Annotated in this window: 25 protein-coding genes and 1 tRNA gene; 13 read left to right on the forward strand and 13 right to left on the reverse strand. The window is 71.1% G+C overall.

Translation table 11 applies throughout. The features are described from left to right. Positions 1 to 10: 10 nt before the first annotated feature. Together M446_RS02090 and M446_RS02095 are read right to left on the reverse strand one after the other, a co-directional pair. Complete coding sequence (locus tag M446_RS02090) at positions 11 to 1,237, reverse strand: efflux RND transporter periplasmic adaptor subunit (protein WP_012330412.1); 1,227 nt, start codon at positions 1,235 to 1,237, stop codon at positions 11 to 13. After that, entirely contained in the window at positions 1,237 to 1,878 is a 642-nt protein-coding gene (locus tag M446_RS02095; protein WP_012330413.1) for a TetR/AcrR family transcriptional regulator, read from the reverse strand. Before M446_RS02095 ends, M446_RS02090 begins: the two co-directional genes overlap by 1 nt. A 133-nt stretch (positions 1,879 to 2,011) precedes the next feature. On the opposite strand from M446_RS02095, the gene M446_RS02100 reads away from it, so the two are divergent. Continuing rightward, positions 2,012 to 2,191, forward strand: coding sequence for a hypothetical protein (locus tag M446_RS02100; RefSeq protein ID WP_012330414.1), 180 nt, complete (start codon positions 2,012 to 2,014; stop codon positions 2,189 to 2,191). A 144-nt stretch (positions 2,192 to 2,335) separates the two neighbouring features. On the opposite strand, the gene efeB is transcribed toward M446_RS02100, so the two are convergent. The 3 genes from efeB to efeU are packed head-to-tail and all read right to left on the reverse strand — an operon-like array spanning position 2,336 to position 5,558. Beyond that, on the reverse strand, positions 2,336 to 3,574 hold the full coding sequence (efeB, locus tag M446_RS02105) for an iron uptake transporter deferrochelatase/peroxidase subunit (RefSeq protein WP_012330415.1): 1,239 nt from the start codon (positions 3,572 to 3,574) through the stop codon (positions 2,336 to 2,338). Between the two features lie 10 nt (positions 3,575 to 3,584). Beyond that, positions 3,585 to 4,700 carry an iron uptake system protein EfeO gene (efeO, locus tag M446_RS02110; protein WP_012330416.1) on the reverse strand — a complete coding sequence of 372 codons (1,116 nt, stop codon included), beginning with the start codon at positions 4,698 to 4,700 and terminating at the stop codon, positions 3,585 to 3,587. Positions 4,701 to 4,721: 21 nt separating this feature from the next. After that, entirely contained in the window at positions 4,722 to 5,558 is an 837-nt protein-coding gene (gene efeU / locus M446_RS02115) for an iron uptake transporter permease EfeU (protein ID WP_012330417.1), read from the reverse strand. Positions 5,559 to 5,781: 223 nt separating this feature from the next. On the opposite strand from efeU, the gene M446_RS02120 reads away from it, so the two are divergent. The 4 genes from M446_RS02120 to M446_RS02135 all read left to right on the forward strand — a co-directional run bounded on the left by M446_RS02120 (position 5,782) and on the right by M446_RS02135 (position 9,882). Further along, positions 5,782 to 6,435: an ABC transporter ATP-binding protein gene (locus M446_RS02120; protein WP_012330418.1), complete on the forward strand. Its 654-nt coding sequence runs from the start codon at positions 5,782 to 5,784 to the stop codon at positions 6,433 to 6,435. 239 nt (positions 6,436 to 6,674) lie between these two features. Beyond that, entirely contained in the window at positions 6,675 to 7,916 is a 1,242-nt protein-coding gene (locus tag M446_RS02125; RefSeq protein ID WP_012330419.1) for a capsule polysaccharide transporter, read from the forward strand. A 12-nt stretch (positions 7,917 to 7,928) separates the two neighbouring features. Beyond that, complete coding sequence (locus M446_RS02130) at positions 7,929 to 8,702, forward strand: SHOCT domain-containing protein (RefSeq protein ID WP_012330420.1); 774 nt, start codon at positions 7,929 to 7,931, stop codon at positions 8,700 to 8,702. A gap of 133 nt (positions 8,703 to 8,835) precedes the next feature. Beyond that, positions 8,836 to 9,882: a spore photoproduct lyase family protein gene (locus tag M446_RS02135; protein WP_085984456.1), complete on the forward strand. Its 1,047-nt coding sequence runs from the start codon at positions 8,836 to 8,838 to the stop codon at positions 9,880 to 9,882. 16 nt (positions 9,883 to 9,898) lie between these two features. Here M446_RS02135 and M446_RS02140 read toward each other — a convergent pair whose 3' ends face one another. Further along, positions 9,899 to 10,207, reverse strand: coding sequence for an ETC complex I subunit (locus tag M446_RS02140; protein ID WP_012330421.1), 309 nt, complete (start codon positions 10,205 to 10,207; stop codon positions 9,899 to 9,901). A gap of 42 nt (positions 10,208 to 10,249) precedes the next feature. After that, positions 10,250 to 10,326 (reverse strand) — tRNA-Pro (locus M446_RS02145). A gap of 305 nt (positions 10,327 to 10,631) precedes the next feature. Between M446_RS02145 and M446_RS02150 the strand changes: the two genes are divergently transcribed. Beyond that, positions 10,632 to 11,087 (forward strand): hypothetical protein, encoded by a 456-nt coding sequence (locus M446_RS02150; RefSeq protein ID WP_012330422.1) that lies wholly within the window; start codon positions 10,632 to 10,634, stop codon positions 11,085 to 11,087. A gap of 547 nt (positions 11,088 to 11,634) precedes the next feature. Further along, positions 11,635 to 12,405 carry a glycosyltransferase gene (locus M446_RS34600; protein WP_168169127.1) on the forward strand — a complete coding sequence of 257 codons (771 nt, stop codon included), beginning with the start codon at positions 11,635 to 11,637 and terminating at the stop codon, positions 12,403 to 12,405. Positions 12,406 to 12,411: 6 nt separating this feature from the next. Here the strand turns inward: M446_RS34600 and M446_RS02155 are convergent, their stop codons facing one another. Continuing rightward, positions 12,412 to 13,386: a class I SAM-dependent methyltransferase gene (locus M446_RS02155; RefSeq protein ID WP_265576511.1), complete on the reverse strand. Its 975-nt coding sequence runs from the start codon at positions 13,384 to 13,386 to the stop codon at positions 12,412 to 12,414. A gap of 409 nt (positions 13,387 to 13,795) precedes the next feature. On the opposite strand from M446_RS02155, the gene M446_RS02160 reads away from it, so the two are divergent. After that, positions 13,796 to 14,497, forward strand: coding sequence for a glutathione binding-like protein (locus M446_RS02160; protein ID WP_012330424.1), 702 nt, complete (start codon positions 13,796 to 13,798; stop codon positions 14,495 to 14,497). A gap of 209 nt (positions 14,498 to 14,706) precedes the next feature. Here the strand turns inward: M446_RS02160 and M446_RS02165 are convergent, their stop codons facing one another. From M446_RS02165 to M446_RS02175, 3 genes are all read right to left on the reverse strand, one after another. Next, positions 14,707 to 14,937, reverse strand: coding sequence for a hypothetical protein (locus tag M446_RS02165; protein ID WP_018262793.1), 231 nt, complete (start codon positions 14,935 to 14,937; stop codon positions 14,707 to 14,709). A 143-nt stretch (positions 14,938 to 15,080) separates the two neighbouring features. Next, on the reverse strand, positions 15,081 to 15,575 hold the full coding sequence (locus M446_RS02170) for a GNAT family N-acetyltransferase (RefSeq protein WP_012330425.1): 495 nt from the start codon (positions 15,573 to 15,575) through the stop codon (positions 15,081 to 15,083). Next, a complete protein-coding gene (locus M446_RS02175) occupies positions 15,560 to 17,188 on the reverse strand; it encodes a glucan biosynthesis protein G (RefSeq protein ID WP_012330426.1) in 1,629 nt (542 codons plus the stop codon). Before M446_RS02175 ends, M446_RS02170 begins: the two co-directional genes overlap by 16 nt. Before the next feature lie 674 nt (positions 17,189 to 17,862). Between M446_RS02175 and M446_RS02180 the strand changes: the two genes are divergently transcribed. Both M446_RS02180 and M446_RS02185 read left to right on the forward strand, forming a co-directional pair. Continuing rightward, positions 17,863 to 19,029 carry a type III PLP-dependent enzyme gene (locus tag M446_RS02180; protein WP_026190940.1) on the forward strand — a complete coding sequence of 389 codons (1,167 nt, stop codon included), beginning with the start codon at positions 17,863 to 17,865 and terminating at the stop codon, positions 19,027 to 19,029. Positions 19,030 to 19,226: 197 nt separating this feature from the next. After that, positions 19,227 to 19,790 (forward strand): GNAT family N-acetyltransferase, encoded by a 564-nt coding sequence (locus M446_RS02185; RefSeq protein WP_012330428.1) that lies wholly within the window; start codon positions 19,227 to 19,229, stop codon positions 19,788 to 19,790. 796 nt (positions 19,791 to 20,586) lie between these two features. Here the strand turns inward: M446_RS02185 and M446_RS02190 are convergent. Next, entirely contained in the window at positions 20,587 to 20,808 is a 222-nt protein-coding gene (locus tag M446_RS02190) for a hypothetical protein (protein ID WP_012330430.1), read from the reverse strand. 427 nt (positions 20,809 to 21,235) lie between these two features. Beyond that, positions 21,236 to 21,448: a hypothetical protein gene (locus tag M446_RS02195; protein ID WP_018262790.1), complete on the reverse strand. Its 213-nt coding sequence runs from the start codon at positions 21,446 to 21,448 to the stop codon at positions 21,236 to 21,238. Positions 21,449 to 21,702: 254 nt separating this feature from the next. Here M446_RS02195 and M446_RS02200 point away from each other — a divergent pair, with 254 nt between their 5' ends. The 3 genes from M446_RS02200 (at position 21,703) to M446_RS02210 (ending at position 24,191) form a co-directional block, all read left to right on the forward strand. Then, entirely contained in the window at positions 21,703 to 23,133 is a 1,431-nt protein-coding gene (locus M446_RS02200; RefSeq protein WP_012330432.1) for a homospermidine synthase, read from the forward strand. A 135-nt stretch (positions 23,134 to 23,268) separates the two neighbouring features. Then, the gene (locus M446_RS02205) at positions 23,269 to 23,835 is read left to right on the forward strand and encodes a Uma2 family endonuclease (RefSeq protein WP_012330433.1); all 567 of its coding nucleotides are present in this window, start codon (positions 23,269 to 23,271) and stop codon (positions 23,833 to 23,835) included. Positions 23,836 to 23,849: 14 nt separating this feature from the next. After that, the gene (locus tag M446_RS02210; RefSeq protein WP_012330434.1) at positions 23,850 to 24,191 is read left to right on the forward strand and encodes a hypothetical protein; all 342 of its coding nucleotides are present in this window, start codon (positions 23,850 to 23,852) and stop codon (positions 24,189 to 24,191) included. The last annotated feature ends 3 nt before the right edge of the window (positions 24,192 to 24,194 follow it).

Consider the following 24,194-nt stretch of genomic DNA (forward strand, 5'->3'; position numbering starts at 1 on the left):
GCGCCGTGGATCAGGGGCGCGGGAGGGCGTCGGCGCTGACCTGCTGGGCGGGAAAGACCGGGCGGACCCGGTCCCCGTCGCGCAGGAAGCTGCCGGCCCGGGCCACGACGGCGTCGCCGGCCCGCACCCCGTCGCGGATCTCGATGAAGCCCGCCGCCGAGAGGCCGGTGCGGACCTGGCGCGCCTCGACCCGGTCGCCCGCCACGACGAGGACGGTCGCCCCGCCATTGCCGTAGACGACCGAGGCGACCGGCACCGCGACGCCGGTGCGGCGCGCCACCTCGACGCTGCCGCGGGCGAAGGCGCCGATGCGCAGGCGCGGATCGGGTTCGAGGCGGATGCGCACCTTGCCGAGGCGGGTCGCGCGGTCGATCTCCGGATAGACCGCGCGCACGCGGCCCGGCACGCCGACGGACCCGTCCGGCGTGTCAAGATCGAGCTGGGCGGGCGCGCCGGGCTTCAGGCGCGGCATGCCGGTCTCGGTCACCTCGCCCTCGAGTTCGATCTCGCCGCGGGCGATCAGCCGGAACAGCGGCTCGGCGGTCGCGCTCGCGGTGGCGCCGACCCGGGCGGTGCGGCGGCTGACGATGCCGCCCTCGGGCGCGCGGATCTCCGTGCGGGCGAGCTTGAGGTCGAGTTCCCGGCGCTGGGCCCGGGCCTGGAGGAGCTCGGCCTCGGCGATCGAGAGCCCGTTGCGGGCCGCGGCGAGCCGCCCCTCCGCCGAGCGCGCCGCCGAGGTGCGCTGCTCCATCTGCACCTCGGTCGCGTTGCCGGTCCGGATCAGGGTCCGGGTGCGCTCCAGCGCCAGGGCCGCCTCGACCTGCGCCGCCTCGGCCTGCACGATGGTGCTGCGGGCCTGCTCCACGGCGGCCTCGGCCCGGGCGATGGCGGCGGCGTTCTGGGCGAGCTGGGTGTCGATCATCTCCCGGGACAGGCGGGCGAGCACCGCGCCCCTGGCGACCCGATCCCCCTCCTCGACCAGGAGTTCGGTGATGCGGCAGCCCTCGATCTCGGGCGAGACCATGATCTCGTCGCGCGGCACCAGGGTGCCGGTGACGACCGTGCGCTCGACGATCTCGCGCTCGGCCGCCACCACCACGGTCACGGCGGGCACGGGCACCTCGGCCCGCGCGGCCGGTGCCGCGGCCTCTGCGGCCCGGGACTCCTGAGTCCAGGATACCAGGGGCGCGAGGGCGAGGGCGGCGAGGGTCCCGGCGAGGAGGCGCAGGCGAGGCATCACGGGCGGTCCTGTCTGGCGGATGCGGGGCCTGGCCCCCCGGTCGGATCGAATTGCCCCGACAGAGCCGCCTCGATCAGCCGCGCCATGGCGTCCAGAACGGGGCCGGGATCGAAATCGGGGATGAGGGCGCGGCGGGCGATGACGCCGTCCGCCATCACCATGACGATCTGGGTCAGGGCCTCGGCATCGACCGCGGGGCCGCCGGCTTCGCGCAGGATTCCCGCGATCATGCCGCGCATCTCGCGCTCGAAGTCCCGGCAGATCGCCGCCATGGCGGGATTGCGCGTCGCCTCCGCCCACATCTCGACGCAGAGGATCGCCTTCTCGGCCGGCTCGTCCGCGAGGTGGCGGCGGGCGAGGCCGACGAAGGCCCCGACCAGGTCGGCGCCGAGGGGCAGGCCGGCGAAGTCCACCGCCACCGCCCCGCGGTCGCGCTCGGCGAGGCCGGCCACGATCGCGTCCTTCGAGGGAAAGTAGCGGTAGAGGTTGCCGGGGCTCATCCCGACCTCGGCGGCCACGTCCTGCATCGTCGTGCGATGGAAGCCGCCGCGCACGAAGCAGCGCTCCGCCGCGTCGAGGATGCGGCCGCGCCGCTCCTCGGCGGGGTCGATGCGATCGGACAGGGTATCGGCCAGCACGGGACGAAGGGGGGTGAGAATGAACGTTCATTCTCTACCGTGGATCGCCCCGCGCCGCAATCCCCGGCCAAGCAACCGGCCCGGCGACGCGGCGTTATGTCAGGGGCGGGTGCCCGGAGGGAGAACGAGCCGCATGACCATCTTCCAGATCAGGCAGGCCGCGACCGGCGCGGTGCTGTGGACAGGCTGCGCGCAGGACGAGCAGCACGCCCTCGACGCCATGGCGCGCGAGGCGGGCTACCGCGACTACGCCTCGCTTCCGGAGACGCTGCGGGGCTCCGGCGCGCGGGTGGACCGGCTGAACCTCGGCTGAGGCCGGGGGCGCCCGACAGGCTCGCCCGTCATGGTTGACGGATCGTGAAGGGCGATCGGCGCGCGCGTCCCGATCCGGGACGGGCCCGCGCCGGCCCCGCGGCGAGGCCGGACCGGTGATGGCCGGATCGGGAGCGGGGCGGCGTCACGCCCCGACCAGCAGTTCCTCGCCCAGGTACCCGTCCGGCGCCGTCACGCCCGGCAGGGCGAAGAAGTAGCCGCCCCCGACCGGCCGGATGTACTCCTCCAGCGGCTCGCCGTTGAGGCGGTTCTGCACGGCCACGAAGCCGGCATCGAGGTCGCGCTGGAACGACACGAAGATCAGCCCCATGTCGAGCTGGCCCGAGGCCGTGATCCCCGCCGAGTAATTGTAGCCGCGGCGCAGGATCAGGTTGCGCGCCGTCTCGGCCTTGCGCGGGTTGGCGAGCCGGATATGCGCGTCGAGGGGGGTGCGCTCGCCCTTCGGGTCCGAGGCGTAGTCCGGCAGCGCGTGCTCGCGGGTCTCGCCGAGCGGAGCGCCGGTGTCCTTGTGGCGCCCCATGATGCGCTCCTGCTCGCCGAGCGGCGTGCGGTCCCAGCGCTCGACGAGGTTCCGCACGAGGCGGATCACCTGGTAGCTGCCGTTGCGCGCCCAGGCCGGCTCGCCGTCCTCCGGCCCGACCCAGACCTGGCGACGCATCAGCTCCGCGTCGCGGGTGTCGAGGTTGGCGGTGCCGTCCTTGAAGCCCAGCATGTTGCGCACCGTGTCCTGCCCGGCGCGCTTGACGACCTGGGGCGGCAGGAAGCCCTCGCGCTTCCAGCGCAGGGACAGGAGGCCCGGGGTCGTGCGGATGACGTCCCGGAGGGCGTGGATGGCGGTGTCGGCCGTGTTGGCGCAGAGCTGCAGCAGCAGGTCGCCGTGGCAGAGCTTCGCGTCGAGGGAATCGTTCGGGAAGCGGTCCATCGGGCGCAGGCGGCGCGGCCTCGCCGCGGCGAGGCCGTAGCGCTCGTCGAACAGGCTGGCACCGACCGCGAGCGTCGCCGTGAGGTTGTCGGGGCGCACGACCGGGCCGAGGATGCCCGAATCCGCCGGCGGAAGGCGCGGATCGAGGCCCGGCACCGGCCCGCCCTCGGTCAGGTAGGCGAAGCGCTCGGTCAGGATGCGCAACAGGCGCGCGAGCTCGCCGCGATCCTGCGCCAGGACGTCGAAGGCCACGAAGAGCGCGGAGGCTGGCTGGGGCGTCAGGATGCCGGCCTGGTGGAGGCCCCGGAAGGGCTGGCGGTCGGCGGTGCCGTCCGCCTCCTCCAGGGAGGCGGCCCGGCCGGGGACCGGCGCCAGGGCGGCGGCGCCGGTGCCCGCGGCGAGGGCGCGCAGGAGGCTGCGGCGGGAGGGAGCGTCGGTCATCGTCCTGGCCTCAATCGAGCCCGAGCTTGCCGCGCAGGGTCGAGAGATCCTCGGCCAGCACGGTGATGGGGGCCTTGAGGGCCTGCCGGTCGCGCTCGCTGAGCTTGTCGTAGGGCGCGAAGCTGCCGTCCTCGGACCGGTACTTCAGCAGCAGGGCGTCGACGCGGGCGAAGTTCTTGTCGGTGCGGGCGACGAGGTCGGGGTCCCGCTTATCCACCAGCGGCCGCAGCAGGTCGTAGATCTTGCGCGAGCCCTCGACGTTGGCGTGGAAGTCGGACAGGTCGGTGCGGCTGTAGCGGTCCTCCTCGCCGGAGATCTTGGTGGCCGCGACCTCCTCGATCAGGCCCGCGGCCCCGCCCACCATCTTGGCGGGCGGGATGGTGAGGTCGCGGACGCGGCGCTGCAGTTCCTCCGCATCGGCCAGGAGCTTGTCCGCGTGCGGGCCGAGCTCCTCCGTGCTGTTGTCGGCCCAGAGGCCCTTCTCGATGCGGTGGAAGCCGATGAAGCCGGGATCGGCCTCCTTGTGCTCGAAATCGTCCGCCCGCACGTCCATGCTCTTGTCGAGGTCGTTGAACAGCGAGGCGACCGGCTCGATCCGCTCGTAGGGCTGGCGGGCGGCGGCGTAGAGGGCCTTGGCCTCGGCGAGGCGGCCGGCCTTGACGGCCTCCGCGAAGGCCCGGGTGCGCGCCACGAAGGTGTCGACCTGCGTCGAGACGTAGTGCTTGTAGGCGGCGAGCGGCCCGACCAGGGCCAGCGGATCCGGGGGCCCGCCGGGCGCGGTCTCGGCGGCGGCCAGCACGGTCAGCGTGCCCTTCGGGTTGCTGAGGAGCCCGCAGGTCATCTGGTAGGAGCCGGGCTGCAGCGTCGCGCTCAGCGTCTGCACGAAGCCCGGCACGATGTTCTCGCGCTCCTCCACGATCATCGTGCCCTGGAGGATCTCCCATTCGAGCACCCGCCGGCTCTGGTTGCGGATGCGGAAGACCGACTTGCCGGCCGGCACGGTGAGGCTCGCCGGCTCGCAGCCCTTGTCGGTCACCGTGACGGCGACGGGCGGCGGAGCCTCCGCGAGGGCGCCGCCCGGCAGGGCGAGGAGGGCGGCGAGGGCCGGGAGGCGACGGGGCGGCATGGGACGGCGCTCCTGAGACGATCAGGCGTGGAGGGTTTCGGGGCGGGGCGGGGCCGCGACCGCCGCGGGGGACGCGGCCAGGAAGAGCCAGAGGCTCGGGACCAGGAAGGCGAGGTAGGCCAGCACCTCGCCCCAGGCCGGCGCCTCCTGGTAGCCGAAGATGCCGGTGAGCAGGGTGCCGAGCACCGTGTCGGCGGGCAGCACGCCGCTGAGGTCGAAGGCCGTCGCCTGGAGGTGGTTCCAGAGTCCCGCCTCGTGGAAGGCCCTGAGCGCGCTCGCGATCAGGCCGGCGGCGACGAACAGGATGAAGATCCCGGTCCAGCGGAAGAAGCGGCGCAGGTCGAGGCGCACGCCGCCGCGGGCGATGCCCCAGCCGACCAGGACCGAGGCCGCGATGCCGAGGGCCGCCCCGGCGGGAACGCCCCAGCCCACGTCCTGCTGCACCGTGGCGAGCAGGAAGAACACCGATTCGAGCCCCTCGCGCCCGACGGCCAGGAAGGCCATCAGCACGAGGCCGAAGGCGCCGCGGTGCAGGGCCGCGTCGACCGCCCCGTGCAGGTCGGCCCGCACCGAGCGCGCGGCCTTGCGCATCCAGAACACCATCCCGCTCAGCATGCCGGCGGCCAGGAGCGCGATGGCGCCCTCCACCATTTCCTGCTGCTTCTGGGGGAATTCGGCGCCGACCCGGTCGAGGACGAGGCCCAGCGCGAGGCACAGCAGGGCGGCGAGCACCACGCCCGTCCACACCGCCGGCATCCAGGCGCGCCGGCCGGTCTGCGCGAGATAACCCGCGATGATGCCGACGATGAGCGCGGCCTCGATCCCCTCGCGCAGCATGATCAGGAAAGCGATGAGCACGATCGGGCACCCGCGCAGCGTTACGACAGGCCCCGGCTCTTAATCCCCGATCGCGCGGCCGAGAAGCCGACAATTGGAAGCAAAGCTTCTTTATAACAAATCGAAATTGGCCCGGGTCGGCGCGGCGAGGGTGGGGGCGCGTTCTCAGATTCGCCGCTTTCGGCGCTTAGGGCCGAGGCTCGGCAGGGAGCGCCGCGCGCCGCCCGTCACCACCGATCGTACCATGATCCGCTTCGAGAACGTCACCAAGATCTACAGGACGAGCGGGCATCGCCGCACCGTCCTCGACCGGGCCTCGTTCACCATGCGCTCCGGGGTGAGCTACGGCATCCTCGGCATCAACGGTGCGGGCAAGTCCACGATGATCCGCATGATGGCGGGGTCCGAGGGCCTGACCAAGGGCCGGATCATCCGCACCTCGCGGGTGTCCTGGCCGCTCGGCTTCTCGGGCGGCTTCCACCCGAACATGACCGGCAAGGAGAACGCCATCTTCGTGGCGCGCGTCTACGGCGAGGACCCCTACAAGGTGCTCGACTTCGTCAGCGATTTCGCCGAGATCGGCGACTACATGAACGTTCCGATCCGCACCTACTCCTCGGGGATGGGATCGCGCTTCAATTTCGGGATGAGCATGGCGATCCCGTTCGACACCTACCTGATCGACGAGATCACCTCGGTGGGCGACGCCCGCTTCCAGCAGCGCTGCGAGGAGGTGTGGAGCAAGCGGCGCGCGAACGCCGACATTATCATGTGCTCCCACAACATGGACGTGATCCGCCAGTTCAGCTCCGAGGGCATCGTCCTGGCGAACGGGCGCGCGGTCATCTACTCGGACGTCAACGACGCCATCGAAGTCTACCAGAGGCTGAACCAGTAGCGCATTTTCCGACGAAGCGGATGCCGGGTCGTCGGAGACGATGCGGCACGATCGATGACCGAGAGCAGCGCCCGATCGCCCCGTGATCGGGCGCTGCTCTCGCGCAGAGCCCGGCGGGCAATCCGCGCCCGACCGGCGATGCGGACAAGTTCCCCTCTCGGCGCGGGATCCGGCCCTCGCCGGACCGCCCTTCCCGCCCGTCGCGCCGGTCGCGCGTCGCGCCTGCCACGGATCCCCGCATGACGGTCGATGCCCGCAACCCGACTGGCCAGCCGCTCGACTCGGCCGAGCGGTCGCGCCTGATCGCGGAATCGCTGCGCCAGATGGCGCGCGTGTCGCGCCACAACGACCCGCGCGCGGTCGTCCGCGGCGGCGGGCTGCTGCGGGGCCGGGACCTCGTCACCCCGCTCCTGTTCCTGGCGCTCTGCGTCCTGCCCTCGCTGCTCGCGACCGCCTTCTTCGGGTTCTACCTCTCGGACCGCTACGTGACGGAGGTGCATTTCGCGATCCGCCCGGCGCTCGGCGCGGCCGAGAACGCCGCCCGGGACGGGATGGGGATGACGGCGGCCATTCCCCGCGAGATGATCGCGCAGGACACGCTCCTGCTCGCGGATTACATCGCGAGCCGGCCGATGGTGGAGGCGATCGAGCGCCAGCTGCCGCTGCGGGAGATGTTCTCCCGCCCCTCGATCGACGCCCTGTCGCGCTTCGACCCGAAGCGGCCGGTGGAGAAGCTCGTGCGCTACTGGCGCAACCGGGTCGCGGCGAAGATCGAGGGCACCTCCGGCATCATCTCGGTGACCGTCAACGCCTTCGAGGCGGGGGAGGCGGTGGCGATCAGCCGGGCGGTCCTGGCCGAGAGCGAGCGGATGGTGAACGACCTCAACGCCCGCGCCCGCCAGGACGCGCTCGCCGCAAGCGAGAGCGCGCTCGCGCGCATCAAGGAGCGCCTCGACGCGGCCGAGGAGGCGGTGCGGGATCTGCGCAACCGGGACCGGGTTCTCGACGCGCTGAAGACCAACGAGGCCACGATCAAGACCATCGGGCAGCTGCGCGAGCAGCGCATCGCGCTCAGCGTGAAGCAGTCGCTGCTGCTGCGCGACCTGCGGGAGGACGCGCGCAGCGTCCAGGATCTCAAGGCCCAGATCGCGCAGCTCGACGGCTCGATCCAGCGCCTGGAGCGCGAGGCGACGACCCCGGATCCGACGCGGCGCCAGGCGCTCGCCGACGCGCTGACGCGCTTCGAGGAGGCCGACACCGAGCGCAAGAACGCCCAGGCCCTCTACAACGCGGTGCTGGCGGCGCGCGACCGGGCACGGATGATCCTCGACCGCCAATTCGAGTTCTTCAGCGTGGTGGTGGCGCCGGTCGAGGCGCAATCCCCGCAGCAGCCGCGGCGCGGCCTGTGGATCGGCAGCATCGTGGCCGCCTCCGCCCTCGCCTTCGCGGCCGTCGTCATGACCCGCAAGATCCTCGCCTGACAGGGTGCCGCCATGCTCGACCTCTCCGCGATCGCCGCCCGCCACGGGGTGAGCGTCGACGCCGCCCGCCACCTCGCCGAGGCGCTCGCGCAGGGCGGCGGGACGGCCGCGCAGTTCAACCACCCGGACCTTGGCGGGATGGGGCAATGGTCGTCCGGCGGCATGATCATGATCGGCGACATGTTCAATGCCGGCCTCAAGGCCCGCGTCGCCGCGCTCTGCGCCGACCTCGCCCCGATCGCCGGGAGGCTGGCGGCGCCGGCCGGCTGGTGGCCCGCCGAGCTCGGCCACCCGGCCTCGGCCGGGTCGCAGAACGGGCTGCGCTACGCCTACTTCCCCGACACGCGCCGCCTCGCCGTGGAGGCGGGAGGGCAGCTCGCCGTCTACGACACCGGCGAGCACCGGATCGGCGGCGTGTCGCAGCAGCAGGGCGGCGCGTCCTCGCTGCTCTTCACGAGCCAGTTCGGCCCGGTGCGCCCGGAGGATCTCCCGCTGGTGAGCGGCGGCGCGGCGCAGGCCCCCGCGCCGCCGGTCCCCGCGCCGCCGCAGCTGCAGGTCCAGGGATGGGCGCAGCCGGCTCCCCCTCCGGCGGCCCCGCAGGCCCCTCCGGCGGCCCCGCAGGCCGAACCGCCGATTCCGGCCCCCGCGCCGGCGGCGGCCGCGGTGCCCGCCGCGGCGGGCGATCCGCTAGCCCTGATCGAGCGCCTCGCCGAACTGCACCGCAAGGGCGTGCTGACCGAGGCGGAGTTCACCACCAAGAAGAGCGAGCTGCTCGGGCGGCTGTGAGGCGCGACCGGGCGCCCCGCCGGCCGGGCCCTGGCGGCGCGGGTCCCGGGGCGCCATATCGGGCGGCGACGGCGCCGCGGGCGCCCCGCGCCGAGGCCCGCCCCTGCCCTCCTCGCCCCATTCCCCCTCGCCCCTGGCCATCGATACGATCTACCTGGAGCCCGCCGTCGAGGCGTACCGGCGGGGCCGCGAGATCCGCGCGCGCTTCCCCGAGGCGCGCCGCATCCCGGTGCGGTCGCACTGGGCGATCCCCGAGCTGCACGGCAATGCCGGCGCCGCCGAGGAGTGGCTGCGGATCAAGCGCAGCACCCTGGTGCTCGGGGTCAAGAAGGGGCTCGGCCTGCGCCCGAACGGGCGCAGCGCCCATTTCATCGCGCCGTCGAGTTCGAACGGGTGCGCGATGGCCTGCGCCTACTGCTACGTGCCCCGCCGCAAGGGCTTCGCCAACCCGATCACGCTCTTCGCGAACACGGAGGAGATCGCCGCGGCGATCGCGCGCCACGCCGCGCGCCAGGGTCCCCTCCCGGCCCCGGATCAGATCGACGAAAGCTGCGTCGTCTACGACATCGGCGAGAACGGCGACCTCTCAGTGGACGCCCTCGCCTGCGACACCCTGCGCGACCTCGTCGCCCTGTTCCGCGCGCTTCCGTACGCGAAGGGCTCCTTCGCGACCAAGTTCGTGAACCGCGACCTCCTGGATTACGCGCCGGCCGGCAAGACGCGGATCCGCTTCTCGCTCATGCCGGAGCGCGTCGCGCGGGTCGTCGACGTGCGCACCTCGCGGATGGCCGAGCGCATCGCGTCGATCGACGACTTCGTGCGCGCCGGCTACGAGGTCCACGTCAACTTCTCGCCCGTGATCCTGTACGAGGGCTGGGAGGCGGATTGGCGCGACCTGTTCCGGGCCCTCGACGCGGGGATCGGCGCCGCCGCGCGGGCCCAGCTCGCCGCCGAGATCATCTTCCTGACCCACAATGCGGCGCTGCACGCGGTCAACCTGCGCTGGCATCCGCGGGCCGAGGAATGGCTGTGGCGCCCCGACATCCAGGAGACCAAGCGCTCCGAGGGCGGCCAGGAGAACCTGCGCTACCGGAGCGCCTGGAAGGGGCGCTGGCTGGCGCGGTTCCGGGCGCTCCTCGCCGCCGAACTCCCCTCCTGCCGGGTCCGCTACGCCTTCTGACGGATTGCCGGCGCGGTCAGTGGGTCCAGGGCGCGGTGCGGTTGTACTTGAAATTGTCCGCGTAGGAGAGGCCCTTGCGCAGCAGGGGCTTGGGCTCTTCGAGGCGGTAGGCGATGCCCTCGCGGGTGGCGTAGGCGACCGCCTCCTCGCGCGTGTCGAATTCCAGGCGCACCTGCTGGAGCATGTCGGACGACGAGGTCCAGCCCATCAGCGGATCGGTCTCGCGCGGGGCGGTCTGGTCGAATTCCAGCACCCACTGCTTGGTCCGGGCCATGCCGGACTGGGACGGATCCTTGGCGGGCTTGTAGATGCGGGCGCTCGGCATGCCGTGTCGATCTCACGAGGGAGCCGGAAAGGGGGGAGCCGGTGGTCGGGGCGGCCGGATTCGAACCAGCGACCCTCTGGTCCCAAACCAGATGCGCTACCAGACTGCGCTACGCCCCGCGAACCGGCTACGGGGTTGATCCTGTATCGGTTCGGGCCCCGCGCCGCAAGCGGCGCGGGCCGCACGGAGGGGCGCCGAGGGACGCGGGGGGAACCGGGAAGCCAAGCCGGGACGGGAAACCCCAACCGGGCCTCCCGGCCCGTTCGCCCAACCCGCCCCGTCCTCGACGGAGGATCCGCGGACGGGGCTCGCCGGCGCGCCCCGATCGTGGCGCGACCGCTCTGCTCCGAGCGGCACTCCGCGCGGTGGCCGCAGCGTCGGAGCAGCCCTACCATCCTGAGGGGGGGGGCGGAGCGGACGAGCGATGCTGGGAGACGTCACCAAGCTGTCGATGGGAGCGGGCGCGGTCCTGGTCGCCTCGGCTCACCCCGCGCCTGCCGAGCCCATCGCCAACTGGGCAGAGATGCGGGCGGCGCTCGCCGCCTGCTGGACAATCCCGTCCGGCACCGAGGGATCACTGATCGCGTTCCGGTTCGGACTCGACAAGACGGGCGCGATGCGCGGCCAGCCGCTCGTCACCGCGCGTCGCTTCAAGGGCGACAGGGGCGCTGCCGAGCACTTCGAGGACGCGGCCCGCGCGGCCCTGGCGCGCTGCTTTCCCATGCGGGTGACCCCGTCATTCGGCGCGATCCTCGGCGAGAGCCCGATCCGCCTTCGCTTCGTCAACACCCGGCCGTCGAACGCCTACCAGATCAACAGCAATATCACGATCTTCGCCCCGCAGAACGATGCGTCACCGGCAACTCCGTCCCGGCCGTGAGTTGCGGCGATCGATTCCGGATCAGGCGTGCACCGGATGGGGCGCGGAACAAGGGCTCGCTGCCCGCGACGGGATCGACCGGCAGAGGGATGTCTCGCCGCGAGCGTGAGCAGGCCGCCCGTGAACTGGCAATCGGACGGGTGTCCCCGCCGCCCGCGGCGGGGGCCGACCACGCCGCGATCCGATACGGATCCGGGACATCGAAGGTGGAGCGACGCCCACGATGAGCGGGCGTTCCCCCGGGGGGAGTTCGCCGAGAGTCATGCCCGCGCGCCGGCCAAGGGCGGCAGGGCGGCGGGATCGGGGGCGAGCCAGCGACGCTCGCGCAGGTGACGGCCTGCGAGGCGCGAGATGCCGCGCGTTCCGAAAATTGAAGACAGGCCGCGCGCGAGGCGCCCTGAGCCGGACAAAGCTAATTCCGCCCCGCGCCCCAGAGCGAGGACCTCACCCGAACGCGTTCATTACCGTTGACAAACAGGACACCCCACGCAATGAAGAGTCGGCTGCACATGCGAGGCGCGCACCTATGCCGACAATTTCTGGTGTCATGCTGGTTCTGAATGAGCTTCCTTTCTTAGAAATCAACGTTCCTCTATTGGTGTCTTTGCTGGACGAGCTCATCATTGTCGATATGGGCTCAACCGACGGCAGCAGAGATTTCATCAGCACAACCAACAGCATTCCTGCCAAGCTGGTTGATTATCCAAGGTCAAACCTCTTTCGATTCGGCTTCGCCCACGCGAGAAACTATGGCGCCGGATACGCCCGCGGCGACTGGATCTTCTCGATCGACGCCGACGAGATCATCCTGGACGACGCCCTGCGCGCGGCCGTGAGCTCCTGCGATCACCAGACGAATTGCCTCCTGGTCGAGAGAAAAAACTATAAACTAAACCCAGAACTCAAATTATCGGAGCCGCGCGCGATCGTCCGCTCGGCAGAATATTCCGTTGAACATCATAAAAGAATCTACAGAAACGTTTCTTCTTTAGAATATAGAGGAATCGTGCACGAGGAACTGCATGAGAACGGCGTCAGCCCCGTCGTCAATCAAAAGTACACCGACCTGACATTACATCACCTTTCAGCTTACCGCCCCGGGAATGATTCGAACGAGAAGCATCTACTCTACAGTTATTTATTAATGAAAGCATATCATTACAAGAGTTTCCGAGCCGGAATGAACGATTGGTATTTTAAAGAATACATTCCGAAATATTTCCAAGACATCAACCACATGGCAGTCGCCTTCGCCGACGCGAATGGACTGGAACGCTACGACGCCGATCCTGTCCCCCTCGGCCGGGCGGCGGGATGACGCGTCTCAGCGGTAGCGCCGCTCGGCCTTCATCGATTTCAGCAGATTGACGACGTTCTGCTTGGCGATCCAAACGCTCGCGTGATGGTAGCCGGGAAGCGCGCGGTGAACCGTGTCGAAGCCGAGTCGGGTGAGGTTGTCCAAGAAGTAGCTGCGCTGAAACCCGAACTCGACCCATCCGACATCCCTGATGGCGCTGAGAGCGCCACCGTCCATGCGAAATCCCCAGGGGAAGGGGACCACCGGATCGTCGTCGTCGCAGATCGGCTCGGCGCCGAAGATGAACACACCCTCCGCGGACAGATGGTTCCTAAGTTGGCGCACGATCCCCCACGGCGACGGCATGTGGTGAAACGACTCGTAGAAGACGATCGCGTCGAACTCTTTGTCGAACGTCATGTGTTCGACCTCGCCGGCACGGGCGTCCACCGTCCCGCCGAAGCTCTTGACGCGCTGCTCCAGGTAGTCGCAATTGCTCTGACGCACCTCGACGGCGGTCACGTCGAGGCCGCACCTCACCATGAGTTCCGCTAGGCCGCCGGCGCCGAAACCGATCTCAAGCACCCTGCTGCCGCGGCTCAACGAGGCCATCTGGATCAGGTGAGCATAACAGATCTCCCAATATGCTGCGTCGCTCGGTCCGCCCCCAAACGGAAACGCGGTCATAGCATCGAAATTTACCGTATCATGCCCCTCAAAATTCAATTCATGCCGCCTCCCGGCGATCGGTTCATAGATAAGCCTGAGCTGAGCCTCATAGTATGATTGCGTTCCGATGGCATATTGAGACAATTCGCGCCGCATCTCGTCCGGCGGAACGAACATAACTTGAGACAGGATCTCGGATCCTTTTTGGATATCGGACCTCCGCACCGCCAATCCTTCATCAAGAGCGCGAATCAAATCTTCTATATTATCAATATATTTCACAGCACGATCCCTGATCCTGGACGATCCGAATCTCTCGGTGCCGCGGAACATGATGCTTGTCGCGCGGCACCGGGGAGTCGGGCCGCGCACGCGACGTCGCTGCCAGCGTTCCCCGAGCCAGGCTAGTACCGGGCGCGGCGCCCGAAGGGCAACAGGCGAGTGAGGGGGCGCGACGCCGGCGCAGGACGGCGCCGCGGCACCCGCTCCCGGCGGCGGCCGAGCGCGCCTCCGACCCGGAGCAGAATGACGGTCGCAGAACCGTCCGGACCGCCGTGCCTCGCACCGGCCGCGCCCGCGAGGGTCGCGAGGAGACCGCGGAGGCGGGCCCGCGACCGTGCCACCGTCGCTCGATCGGTCCGAGGCTGCCGGAGCGGGCTGACGCCTCACCCCGGCTTGACCTCGCCCCCGCCCCACACCACCTCCGCGGCGGTCCGACCCGGACTCTGCCGCGGAGCGCAGGATGATCGACCTCTACTACTGGACGACGCCGAACGGTCACAAGGTGACGCTGTTCCTGGAAGAGACCGGCCTGCCCTACACCATCAAGCCCGTGAACATCGGCAAGGGCGAACAGTTCCAGGCGGACTTCCTCAAGATCGCGCCCAACAACCGGATCCCGGCCATCGTCGATCACGCGCCCGCGGATGGCGGCGCGCCGGTGTCGCTGTTCGAGTCGGGCGCGATCCTGCTCTACCTCGCGGAGAAGACCGGGCGCTTCATCCCGGGCGAGCTGCGCGGCCGGGCCGAGGTGCTGCAATGGCTGTTCTGGCAGATGGGCGGGCTCGGGCCGATGGCGGGCCAGAACCACCACTTCGTCCAGTACGCCCCCGAGCCGATCCCCTACGCGATCGACCGCTACGTCAACGAGACCAACCGGCTCTACGGCGTCCTCGACCGGCGCCTGGCCGACCGGACCTTCGTGGCGGGCGAGGAATACAGCATCGCCGACATGGCGATCTATCCCTGGATCGTGCCGCACGAGCGCCAGCGCCAGAACCTCGACGCGCACCCGCACCTGAAGCGCTGGTTCTCGGCCATCGCCGAGCGCCCGGCCACCAAGGCCGCCTACGCCAGGGCCGCCGAGATCAACCAGCAGCCGACGATGTCGGAGGAGGCCAAGACGATCATGTTCGGCCAGACCGCCGCCAACACGAAGCGCTGAGCGGGCGCGGCATGACGGGCCGTCCGACGCGGGGGCGCAGGCTCCTGCGGCTCGCCCTCACGGCCGGCCCCTCGCCGGCATCGTCCTGATCGGTCAGGCCGTCGTGGCCTCGATCGGGGGCGACATCCGCCAGTGGGAATTCGCCCTCGTCGCCCTCGGCTTCGCCGGGCGACGGGTCCCGGAGGGCTGAGCCCGCCCGGCGGGACGGCTCAGACCGGCCCGCCGCCTCCCCCGGACGCCCGAGTGTCCGTCAGCGTCCCCGCCCCGTCGACGTCCACGAAGGCCTGCGGCGCCCTGCGCGCGATGTCGGGCTCGTGCAGCGCGCCCGCGTGCAGGATGACCTCGCCCCCTCCTCGGCCAGGACGCGCGACGAGCGCCCGATCGCGGACCGAGCCGAGCACCCGGGTCTCGGGGCCGCGCGCGATGTCGAGCCCGACCATCGCGTGGCCCGCCGCGCGCCGGCGCGGTGCCCGGGCCCGGCCGAGCCGGCCCGACGAGCCGGTGAGGAGGACGCGCAGCGGCCGCTCCCGCGAAGCCGAGGCCCGAAGCGCCCGGCCGCGATCGACCCGGCGTCAGGCGCCGGTCATGCCGGGTCCGCGGCCTCCTCCCGCGGCGCCAGCACCTTCTCGTAGCGCCAGGCCGTGGTGCCGTCCTCGTAGTAATCCGGCACCGTCTCGAAGCGGACGTAGCCCGCCCGCTCGTAGAGGCGGATGCCCGGGCCGTTATCCTCGCGCACCTCCAGGCGCAGGCGGGTGCAGCCGTGGCGGCGCGCCTCCGCCTCGGCGGCGTCGAGGAGGAGGCGGCCGAGCCCGGTCCCGGCCCGGGCGGGCGCCACCGCGATGGAACTCAGGCGCGCCCGCCGGCTGGTGCGCCGGCGCTCCAGCGTGGCGGCCCCCACCAGCACCGGCCCGTCGAGGGCGACGAGGAGCGAGATCGTCGGCGAGCCGATGGCGTGCCGGATCGCCCGCCGCTCCGCCCGGTCGGTCGCGAAGGTGGCCGCCTCCAGGGCGACGAGCGCGTCGAGATCGGCGGGCGTCGCCGGGCGGACCGTCACGCCCCGGCTCACGCGGCCTTCCACGGGAAGGTCCAGGTCTCCGAGAGGGTGCGCCCGCCGGCCCGCAGGAAGGCCCGCAGGTCGGTCGCCTGGCCCGGATCGTCGAGCCGCACGTCGAGGGCGGCCCGGAATCCCTTCACGTGCAGGTTCGGCACCAGCGAGGTCGCCACGATCCGCCCCCGCGTGGTCGAGGGCACGATCTCGACCGCCTTCGGGTCGCCGAGCCAGTAGGCGAGGTCGCCGCCCGAGAAGTCGATCAGGAAGCGCCGGCTCAGCGGGTCGGGCGCCTCGGCCGGGCCGCCGCTCGCCGCCGGCCGCGCCACGTAGGTGTTCACGACCCGGGCGCCCGGATGCAGGCTCTCGGATTCGCCGATCGCCCGCAGCAGGTAGGAGAGCTCCACCGCCTGGCCGGCCGCGAGGGGCTGGCGCGGCTGCCAATAGGCGACGACGTTGTCGTGGGTCTCGTTCCCGGTGGGCAGTTCGACGAGGTGCACCGCCCCCTCCCCCCAGGCGCCCTGCGGCTCGACCCAGTAGCTCGGCCGCCGGTGGTAGAAGGCCTCGAGATCCTGGTAGTTCTCGAACACCCGGTCGCGCTGCATCAGGCCGAACCCCTTCGGGTCGCGGTCCTGGAACGCGGAGATCCAGCGCTCCTGCGGGTTGCGCAGGGGCCGCCAGATCCACTCCCCGCTCCCCGACTGCATCAGCAAACCGTCCGAATCGTGCAGTTCGGGCCGGTAATCGTCCGAGCGGTGGCGGTCGTTCTCGCCGATGAAGAACATCGAGGTGAGCGGCGCCAGCCCGATCCCCGCCACCTCCCGCCGCGGATGCAGCGAGACGCGGACGTCCACCACCGTCTCGTCGCCCGGATAGACCAGGAACTGGTAGGCGCCGGTGCAGGCGGCGCCGTCGAGCAGCCCGTAGATCACCGCCCGGTCGGCGTTCTTCGGCGGCACCTCGATCCAGAACTCGCGGAAGAACGGGAATTCCTCCGGCCCGCCCTGGGCCTCGACGTTCACCGCGAGGCCCCGCGCCGAGAGGCCGTAGAGCTGGTCGCGCCCGAGGAAGCGGAAGTAGCTCGCGCCCAGGAAGGCGATCAGCTCGTCGAGGATCCCGGGCCTGTTGAGGGGATAGTGCAGGCGGAAGCCCGCGAAGCCGAGATTGAGCGGCAGCGGGCCGTCGAGCTTGGTGCGCCCGAGGTCGAACAGGGCGGCCTGGTAGGGGATCGGCGTCGGCACGCCCTCGCGCACCACGTTCACGGTGACGGGGCGCTTGAACAGGAAGCCGAGGTGGAAGAGCTGCAGGCGGAACGGGCCGTCCCGGTCGCCGAGCAGCGCCTTGTCGGGCCGGAAGCGGATGTCGCGCCACGCGTCGTAGTCGAGCCCGGCGAGCGGCCCCGGCAGCGCCGGGACGCCGCCGTCGAAGGGCGCGTTGGCGAGGTCGCGGGCGCGCCGGACCACGTCGTCGAAGCGGAACGGCGTCGGCCCGGCCGGCGGTGGGGACGGCAGGGCGCTCGGCCCCGGCTGGGTCGGCCCGACCTGGGCCCGACCGACCTGGGCCCGGGCGGGGAGCGCGGCCCCGGCCAGCAGGCCGGCGAGCAGGGTGCGGCGCGACGGCTCGCGCGATGGCTCGATCGTCATGGAACCTGGGATGTCACGGGAGACGGGACCTCTCCGCTTCGGGACCCGGTGAATGAACGCTTCCCGCCTGCTTGAGAAGGGGGCGGCGGCCCGAAACGCCCGTCCCCGTGGCCGATCCGCCACCCGGCGGATTTTCTGCGGAACGGCGCGATTTCGGGGTTGCGATCCGGCCCCGCTGACCGTATCTACCCCCTTGCCCAATTTCGCACGTGCCTGTGGCCGCGTGCCGGTTGGTGGGCATCCGGACAAGAGGCCGGACAGCCGCCAGGGGTCTTAAAGGATCGATGGTCGACAGGGTGGATCCCTCCGGCCGGCATCCAGGTGGCGACACCGGACCCCGACAACAACCGGCAGCCGGAGGCGAAACCGGCGAACCCCGCTCTCCACGGGGGACGCAGCTTAAAGCAACGACGAACGGGCTTTTTTGGTCTCGTCGGCCCTCCAAAGGTCGACACCGAAGAGGCTTGTTTCTCCTTGCCCCATGTGCGGATCGGGTCATCCCGCTCCAATCCAAGGCAGCTTCCGGGTGCTCTGCGCCCGCGTCGCCCAGCGTGTCTCCACAGCACGCCCGCGACGCGTCGCATCGCCCCCTGACGCCGGACGGCTGCGCGCCGTCTGATCTTCGACATCGGGTTCCCGCGCGGGACCCCCTTGAGCCTTTGGTGGGGATGATCATGACCGATCGCATCCGCGATTTCCTGCGCGCTCGCCGTGACCTCGGCCGTGACGAGGGGCCGGTGATGGTCCTCGACCTCGACGTCGTGCGCGACAATTACCACGCCTTCGCCCGCGCCCTGCCCGACACCCGCGTCTTCTACGCCGTGAAGGCGAATCCGGCGCCGGAGGTGCTCGGCCTGCTGGCCTCGCTCGGCTCCTGCTTCGACACCGCCTCGGTGGCCGAGATTCAGATGGCGCTCGCCGCCGGCGCCACCGCCGACCGCATCTCCTTCGGCAACACCATCAAGAAGGAGCGCTGCATCGCCCGCGCCCTCGCGCTCGGCGTGCGCCTGTTCGCGGTGGATTGCGAGGCGGAGGTCGAGAAGATCGCCCGCGCGGCCGCTTGCGCCGACGTGGCGCCCGAGGAGGTGCAGGTGTTCTGCCGCATCCTCTGCGACGGGGCCGGCGCCGAGTGGCCGCTCTCGCGCAAGTTCGGCTGCGTGCCCGACATGGCGGTCGACGTGCTGGAGCACGCGCACCGGCAGGGCCTGCGCGCCTACGGCGTCTCCTTCCACGTCGGCTCGCAGCAGGGCAATACGGAAGCCTGGGACGGGGCGCTGGCCTCGGCCGCGATGATCTTCCGGGAATGCGCCGAGCGCGGCATCGCGCTCGCGATGGTCAATCTCGGCGGCGGCTTCCCGACCAAGTACCTCAAGGAGGTGCCGGGCGTGGAATCCTACGGTGGCGCGATCTTCCGGGCGCTCACCAAGCACTTCGGCAACCGCATGCCGGAGACGATCATCGAGCCGGGCCGCGGCATGGTCGGCAACGCGGGCATCATCGAGGCGGAGGTCATCCTCGTCTCGAAGAAGTCCGAGGCCGCCGACGAGGTGCGCTGGGTCTACCTGGACATCGGCAAGTTCGGCGGGCTCGCCGAGACGATGGACGAGTCGATCCGCTACCGCATCCGCACCGACCACGACGAGGACCGCATGGTCCCCTGCGTGCTCGCCGGACCGACCTGCGATTCGGCGGACGTGCTCTACGAGAAGATCCCCTACCCGCTGCCCGTGTCGCTCTCCATCGGCGACAAGGTGCTGATCGAGGGGGCCGGCGCCTACACCACCACCTACGCGGCGGTGGCGTTCAACGGCTTCCCGCCGCTGCAATCCTACGTGATCTGACCGGTCCGATCCGCGCCGCCCGCCGGCGCCGTGGCGGCGCCTGCCGGCGCCGTTCGTCTCGCGCCGGCCCCCGCCCCGACCGGGCGGCGGGCCGGGCGCGTCCTGCACCCCACCCGGTCCCGGACGGCCCGCGGGCGCTGCGCGCCCAGGCGGGTGCGAGGGCTGTTCTCTCCCCTGACCTTCGGGAGGCTACGGCCGTGATCCAGATCCGCGACGAGCGCGCCACCGACATCGCCGCCCGCGAGCAGCTCCTCGACACCTGCTTCGGCGAGGCGCGCTTCACCAAGACCTGCGAGCGCCTGCGCGAGGGCCGCCTGCCGGCCGAGGGCCTCGCCCTCGTGGCCGAGCAGGACGGGCGCCTCGTCGGCACGGTGTGCCTGTGGGACGTGGCGGCCGGCCCGCGCCGCCCGGCCCTGATGCTGGGCCCGCTCGCCGTGGAGCCGGGCCTGCAGGGCCTCGGCGTCGGGGGGACGCTGATGCGCGCGGCGCTGGCGCGCGCCGCCGCCCTCGGCCACCGGGCCGTGATCCTGGTCGGGGACGCGCCCTACTACGCCCGCTTCGGCTTCGCGGCCGGGGCGGTGGGCGCCCTCTGGCTGCCGGGCCCCTACGCCCGGGAGCGCTTCCTCGGGCTGGACTTGGCGCCGGGAGCGCTCGCCGGCGCGGCAGGCCTCGTCCAGGCGACCGGCCGGCCGGCGCCGGCGCCGGACCTCGCCGCGCTGGTGGCGGCGGAGGCCGCGCGGCCGCTCGCGCTGGCGGCGTGAGCATGGCGAAGCGCGGCCCCGCCGGAACGGGGCCGCGCCCTGGCGGGTCCCTCAGGGCAACGCCGCAGGGTCGCGGAACCTGCCGGCGCGCACCTCGGCCGGATCGTCTCCGGCCGGGGGGTGACACGATTCTCGATCCCAAGCCAAAGGGTTGGCGACGATTCGAGAACCGAACCGGCGGTCACGGGACGTGACTGCGGGCATCGGACCAACGTCGGAGGCCGGGATCGTGCGCGAGCGCCGCACGATCCCGAACCGCTCGGGCGGAAATCCCATGACGGATGCGGATCGGGTTGCTGCACCGAGCCCGGATCCGAGAGATCCCCGATGGCCGACGCGGTGATGAGCCTTGGGGCGCTGTCCGAGAAGCGCTTCGGCCCCGATCAACGGCGCGAGATGGGCGGCAGCCCGCGATGCGGGCTGGCGCATGACAGCAAGCTCACCGCGAGACACACGATGTCGTCCTGGCCGGCGCCAAAAGAAAACGGCCGGCCGATGCCAGCTCTCGACCGCGATATGGCAATGTCTATCGTTCCGGCGGGTCAAGTCCGCGCGCAACACGATCGAGGACTAGCGGAGCGCTTCCACCGAGATAGATCGCACTCCAGACATTCTGCGCGTCGAGTGCGATCGGAAGGGCACCCGCAATGAAAGCAAATGCGACCTTCAAGGTCAGGAAAGAGATCCTGTGGTATTTCTTCGGCAGGATCCGCCATTGGCCCCCGCCGCAGTCAGAGCCGCACCAACCTCGACACTTATACTTCCCAGAACGCCCCAGAGATAGATATTCGGAACATCAAGCCCTGAGACGATCATTCCGGCAGTCGTCCTCGCTGTGACGTCCGACCTTGAACAGCCATGTGACGCGAGAGGCAAGGCTCGTGATGCGCCGAGCCAGTCGATCGCGATGGGTCAGGCGGGCCACGAGCAGCGCGATGTTCGCCGCCACGAGCACGCCAAGGCCCGAAGCGAACACCACGAACACCCCATCTGCGATTCGGTCCGTCACGGCCGACATCCTCCGATACAGAACGGATCGCGGAATCGACACCGCGTCATGCGGTAACGCGATCCGATCGGGGCGATCGGGTGAGGGCAGGAGGTGACAAGGGAGGCGGGTTCTGAATCGGCCGGCGACCCTGGCCGGGGTTGGCGGGCCGGGGGTTTCGACGCAACGGCGCTCCTCGATGACCTTGCGGACAGGCCCGATCCCCGACGGTCGGGCAAAGTCGCCGGCCGCCCCTTCCGTCGGCGCCTCCCGGGCAGGCCTGCCACACCGGCAGCCTGACCGCGCCGGACCGGCCGGTCATTGGGGTGGGTCTGCCATCAGCCACGCCGCGGCCCGGGGCGCGATCCTTCGCGTGGTCGCAGCCCAATGCCGGCGAGGCATGACGCCGCCGCGGCTCGGGGCGGGCGGCGGCTCGCGCCGGCCCGCCCGGGCCCGATCAGCAGAAATACTGCCCGATCTGCCGCTCGATGTCGTCGGTGACGCGCCCGCCATGGGCCTGGATGAAGCCGCCGATCTGCGCGTCGCGCCGACGCAGGCGCTCGGCATGGACGGCCTGCACGATGCGGCTGATCAGGGCGAGGAAACCGGGCTCGGCCTCGGCGGCGGTGGGGGTGCGGTGGGGAAGAGCGTGGCTGAGAACCGCGAGCATGGGACACTCCTGAAAGTGATGTGCGCGCGGGCGTTTCCATCTGTTTGTTGCAACGCAATATGGGATATGACGCGGCGCACACGAAGGCCCGCCGCCGCAGCGGAGCCATGCGGCTGCCTCATGGCGGCGGCAACGCTTCGTTCCCCCGGACGGCCGGTTGACCCTGCGGGCCGGAGTCGCCAATCACCGCGTCGCCGGCCCGTCACCGATCTCGGCTAACCACGCGCACTTTCCCATCCACGGAGGCACTTCCCATGACCGACTGGCCCGTCCACGGCCATATCAGCGGCCCCATCGTGATGATCGGCTTCGGGTCGATCGGACGCGGCACCCTGCCGCTGATCGAGCGCCACTTCACCTACGACAAGGCGCGCTTCACGGTCGTGGAACCCTCCGACGCGCACAAGGCCCTGGCCGAGCGGCACGGGCTGCGCTTCGCGCAGGTGGCGCTCACCCGCGACAATTACCGCGAGGTGCTCACCCCCCTCCTCACCGAGGGCGGCGGCCAGGGCTTCTGCGTCAACCTCTCGGTCGATACCTCCTCGCGCGACATCATGGAACTGTGCCGGGAGATCGGCGCGCTCTACATCGACACCGTCGCCGAGCCGTGGCCGGGCTTCTACTTCGACAAGAATGCCGGCCCGGGCGACCGCACCAACTACGCGCTGCGCGAGCAGATCCTCGACGCGCGCCGGCGCAGGCCGGGCGGCACGACCGCGGTGTCCTGCTGCGGCGCCAATCCCGGCATGGTGTCCTGGTTCGTCAAGCAGGCCCTCCTCAACGTCGCGGCCGATCTCGGCCTCTCGGTCGAGGAGCCCAGGACCCGCGAGGGCTGGGCGGCGCTGATGCGCGAGGTCGGGGTCAGGGGCATCCACATCGCCGAGCGCGACACCCAGCGCGCCAAGTCCGAGAAGCCGATGGGCGTGTTCGTGAACACGTGGTCGGTCGAGGGCTTCGTCTCGGAGGGCAACCAGCCGGCCGAGCTCGGCTGGGGCACCCACGAGACCTGGATGCCGGAGAATGCCCGCACCCATGCGGGGGACGCGCCGGCGATCTACCTGCTCCAGCCCGGCGCCGACACCCGCGTGCGCTCCTGGACCCCGACCGCCCAGGCTCAGTTCGGCTTCCTCGTCACCCACAACGAGGCGATCTCGATCGCCGACTATTACTCGGTGCGCGAGGGCGGCAAGGTCGTCTACCGGCCGACCTGCCACTACGCCTACCATCCCTGCAACGAGGCGGTGCTCTCGCTGCACGAGATGTTCGGCCAGGCCGGCCGCGTGCAGGAGAAGCACCACATCCTCGACGAGAACGAGATCGTCGACGGCATCGACGAGCTCGGCGTGCTCCTCTACGGCCACGGCAGGAACGCCTACTGGTACGGCTCCCAGCTCTCCATCGAGGAGACGCGGGCCATCGCGCCGTACCAGAACGCCACCGGCCTGCAGGTGACCTCGGCGGTGCTCGCCGGCATGGTCTGGGCGCTGGAGAACCCGGAGGCCGGCATCGTCGAGGCGGACGAGGTCGATTTCCGCCGCTGCCTGGAGGTCCAGCTGCCCTATCTGGGGCCCGTCGTCGGGGTCTACACCGACTGGACGCCGCTGGCCGACCGTCCCGGGCTGTTCCCGGAGAATATCGACGCGAGCGATCCCTGGCAGTTCCGCAACGTGCTGGTGCAGCGCTGAGACGCGGGCGCGGCGCCCGCTGCGGCGCCGCGCCCCACCGTCGCGCAGCGCCGCAGGGCCGCACGGCGAAGAGCCGCCGCAGGCTGTCGCGCTTGCCCGCCCGGTGCTAGCATCGGGGCACGGACGGGAGCTTCGATGTCCCTCGCGCTGCGCCGCGAGCCGCGCATGCGGTTCGCCGAATTCCTGAACCTGATCCGGGCGCGCCCCGACGAGGAACGCTGGGAACTCCTCGACGGCGAGCCCGTGCTGATGGCGCCCCCGACGGGGCGCCACCAGCAGATCGTGATGAATCTCGGCCGACACCTCGCCGAGCTGGCCGAGCGGCGCGGCTGCCGCGCCCTGCCGGGACTCGGGCTGCACAACGACGCCGTGGACGATTTCGCGCCGGTGCCGGACCTCGTCGTGCGCTGCGGCCCGCTCCTCCAGGACGGCTACGCCCGCGATCCGATCCTGGTGGCGGAGGTGCTGTCGCCCTCGACCATGCACGAAGACCGCGGACGCAAGGCCGCGTTCTACCAGTCGCTCCAGACGCTGCGGGCCTTCCTGATCGTCTACCAGGACGAGACGCGGGTGGAGGTCTGGTCGCGGGGCAACGGGCCGGACTGGACCAAGCGGGCGCTCGGCGGGGGCGACGCGATCGACCTGCCGGATCTCGGCGGGAGCCTGCCCGTCGCCTCCCTGTATGCCGGCCTCCACACCTGACCACGGGTCCGCCCTTGCCCCATTTCGACGAATTCTACGCCAACAAGCTGCGCGGCACCCTCGGGGTGACGGATGCCGAATCGGTGCTCGACCTGCGCGGCACGCCCCGGGCGAAGGCGGAAGCCTCGCTGACCGACATGCTGGAGCGCAGCCGCTTCGCCAAGGGCAAGACCGTGGCGGTCCGCCTCGACGCCCCGGTGCCGGGCGGCGGCGAGACCCTGTTCCAGCCCGTCGGCCGCCTGCTGCTCGAAGCCAAGCGGCGCGGCTGGGTCGACCGCCTGCAGACCCTGCCGGCCCAGGACGGGCTCGGCTTCTACATCGCGCTCGCCGGCAAGCCGGCCCGGGAGGGCGCGTGACCG

Origin of the sequence: Methylobacterium sp. 4-46, assembly GCF_000019365.1 — a bacterium.
Classification (GTDB): domain Bacteria; phylum Pseudomonadota; class Alphaproteobacteria; order Rhizobiales; family Beijerinckiaceae; genus Methylobacterium.

Excerpts from the sequence above, each read along its gene's own strand:
- M446_RS02175 (WP_012330426.1), bottom strand. The coding sequence starts at position 17,188 with ATGACGATCGAGCCATCGCGCGAGCCGTCGCGCCGCACCCTGCTCGCC.
- M446_RS02165 (WP_018262793.1), bottom strand. The coding sequence starts at position 14,937 with ATGGTCGGGCTCGACATCGCGCGCGGCCCCGAGACCCGGGTGCTCGGC.
- M446_RS02205 (WP_012330433.1), top strand. The coding sequence starts at position 23,269 with ATGTCCCTCGCGCTGCGCCGCGAGCCGCGCATGCGGTTCGCCGAATTC.
- M446_RS02125 (WP_012330419.1), top strand. The coding sequence starts at position 6,675 with ATGACGGTCGATGCCCGCAACCCGACTGGCCAGCCGCTCGACTCGGCC.
- M446_RS02160 (WP_012330424.1), top strand. The coding sequence starts at position 13,796 with ATGATCGACCTCTACTACTGGACGACGCCGAACGGTCACAAGGTGACG.
- M446_RS02190 (WP_012330430.1), bottom strand. The coding sequence starts at position 20,808 with ATGTCGGCCGTGACGGACCGAATCGCAGATGGGGTGTTCGTGGTGTTC.
- M446_RS02100 (WP_012330414.1), top strand. The coding sequence starts at position 2,012 with ATGACCATCTTCCAGATCAGGCAGGCCGCGACCGGCGCGGTGCTGTGG.
- efeO (WP_012330416.1), bottom strand. The coding sequence starts at position 4,700 with ATGCCGCCCCGTCGCCTCCCGGCCCTCGCCGCCCTCCTCGCCCTGCCG.
- M446_RS02195 (WP_018262790.1), bottom strand. The coding sequence starts at position 21,448 with ATGCTCGCGGTTCTCAGCCACGCTCTTCCCCACCGCACCCCCACCGCC.
- M446_RS34600 (WP_168169127.1), top strand. The coding sequence starts at position 11,635 with ATGCTGGTTCTGAATGAGCTTCCTTTCTTAGAAATCAACGTTCCTCTA.
- M446_RS02140 (WP_012330421.1), bottom strand. The coding sequence starts at position 10,207 with ATGCCGAGCGCCCGCATCTACAAGCCCGCCAAGGATCCGTCCCAGTCC.
- efeB (WP_012330415.1), bottom strand. The coding sequence starts at position 3,574 with ATGACCGACGCTCCCTCCCGCCGCAGCCTCCTGCGCGCCCTCGCCGCG.
- M446_RS02130 (WP_012330420.1), top strand. The coding sequence starts at position 7,929 with ATGCTCGACCTCTCCGCGATCGCCGCCCGCCACGGGGTGAGCGTCGAC.
- M446_RS02120 (WP_012330418.1), top strand. The coding sequence starts at position 5,782 with ATGATCCGCTTCGAGAACGTCACCAAGATCTACAGGACGAGCGGGCAT.
- M446_RS02200 (WP_012330432.1), top strand. The coding sequence starts at position 21,703 with ATGACCGACTGGCCCGTCCACGGCCATATCAGCGGCCCCATCGTGATG.
- M446_RS02090 (WP_012330412.1), bottom strand. The coding sequence starts at position 1,237 with ATGCCTCGCCTGCGCCTCCTCGCCGGGACCCTCGCCGCCCTCGCCCTC.
- M446_RS02155 (WP_265576511.1), bottom strand. The coding sequence starts at position 13,386 with ATGTTCCGCGGCACCGAGAGATTCGGATCGTCCAGGATCAGGGATCGT.
- M446_RS02150 (WP_012330422.1), top strand. The coding sequence starts at position 10,632 with ATGCTGGGAGACGTCACCAAGCTGTCGATGGGAGCGGGCGCGGTCCTG.
- M446_RS02180 (WP_026190940.1), top strand. The coding sequence starts at position 17,863 with ATGACCGATCGCATCCGCGATTTCCTGCGCGCTCGCCGTGACCTCGGC.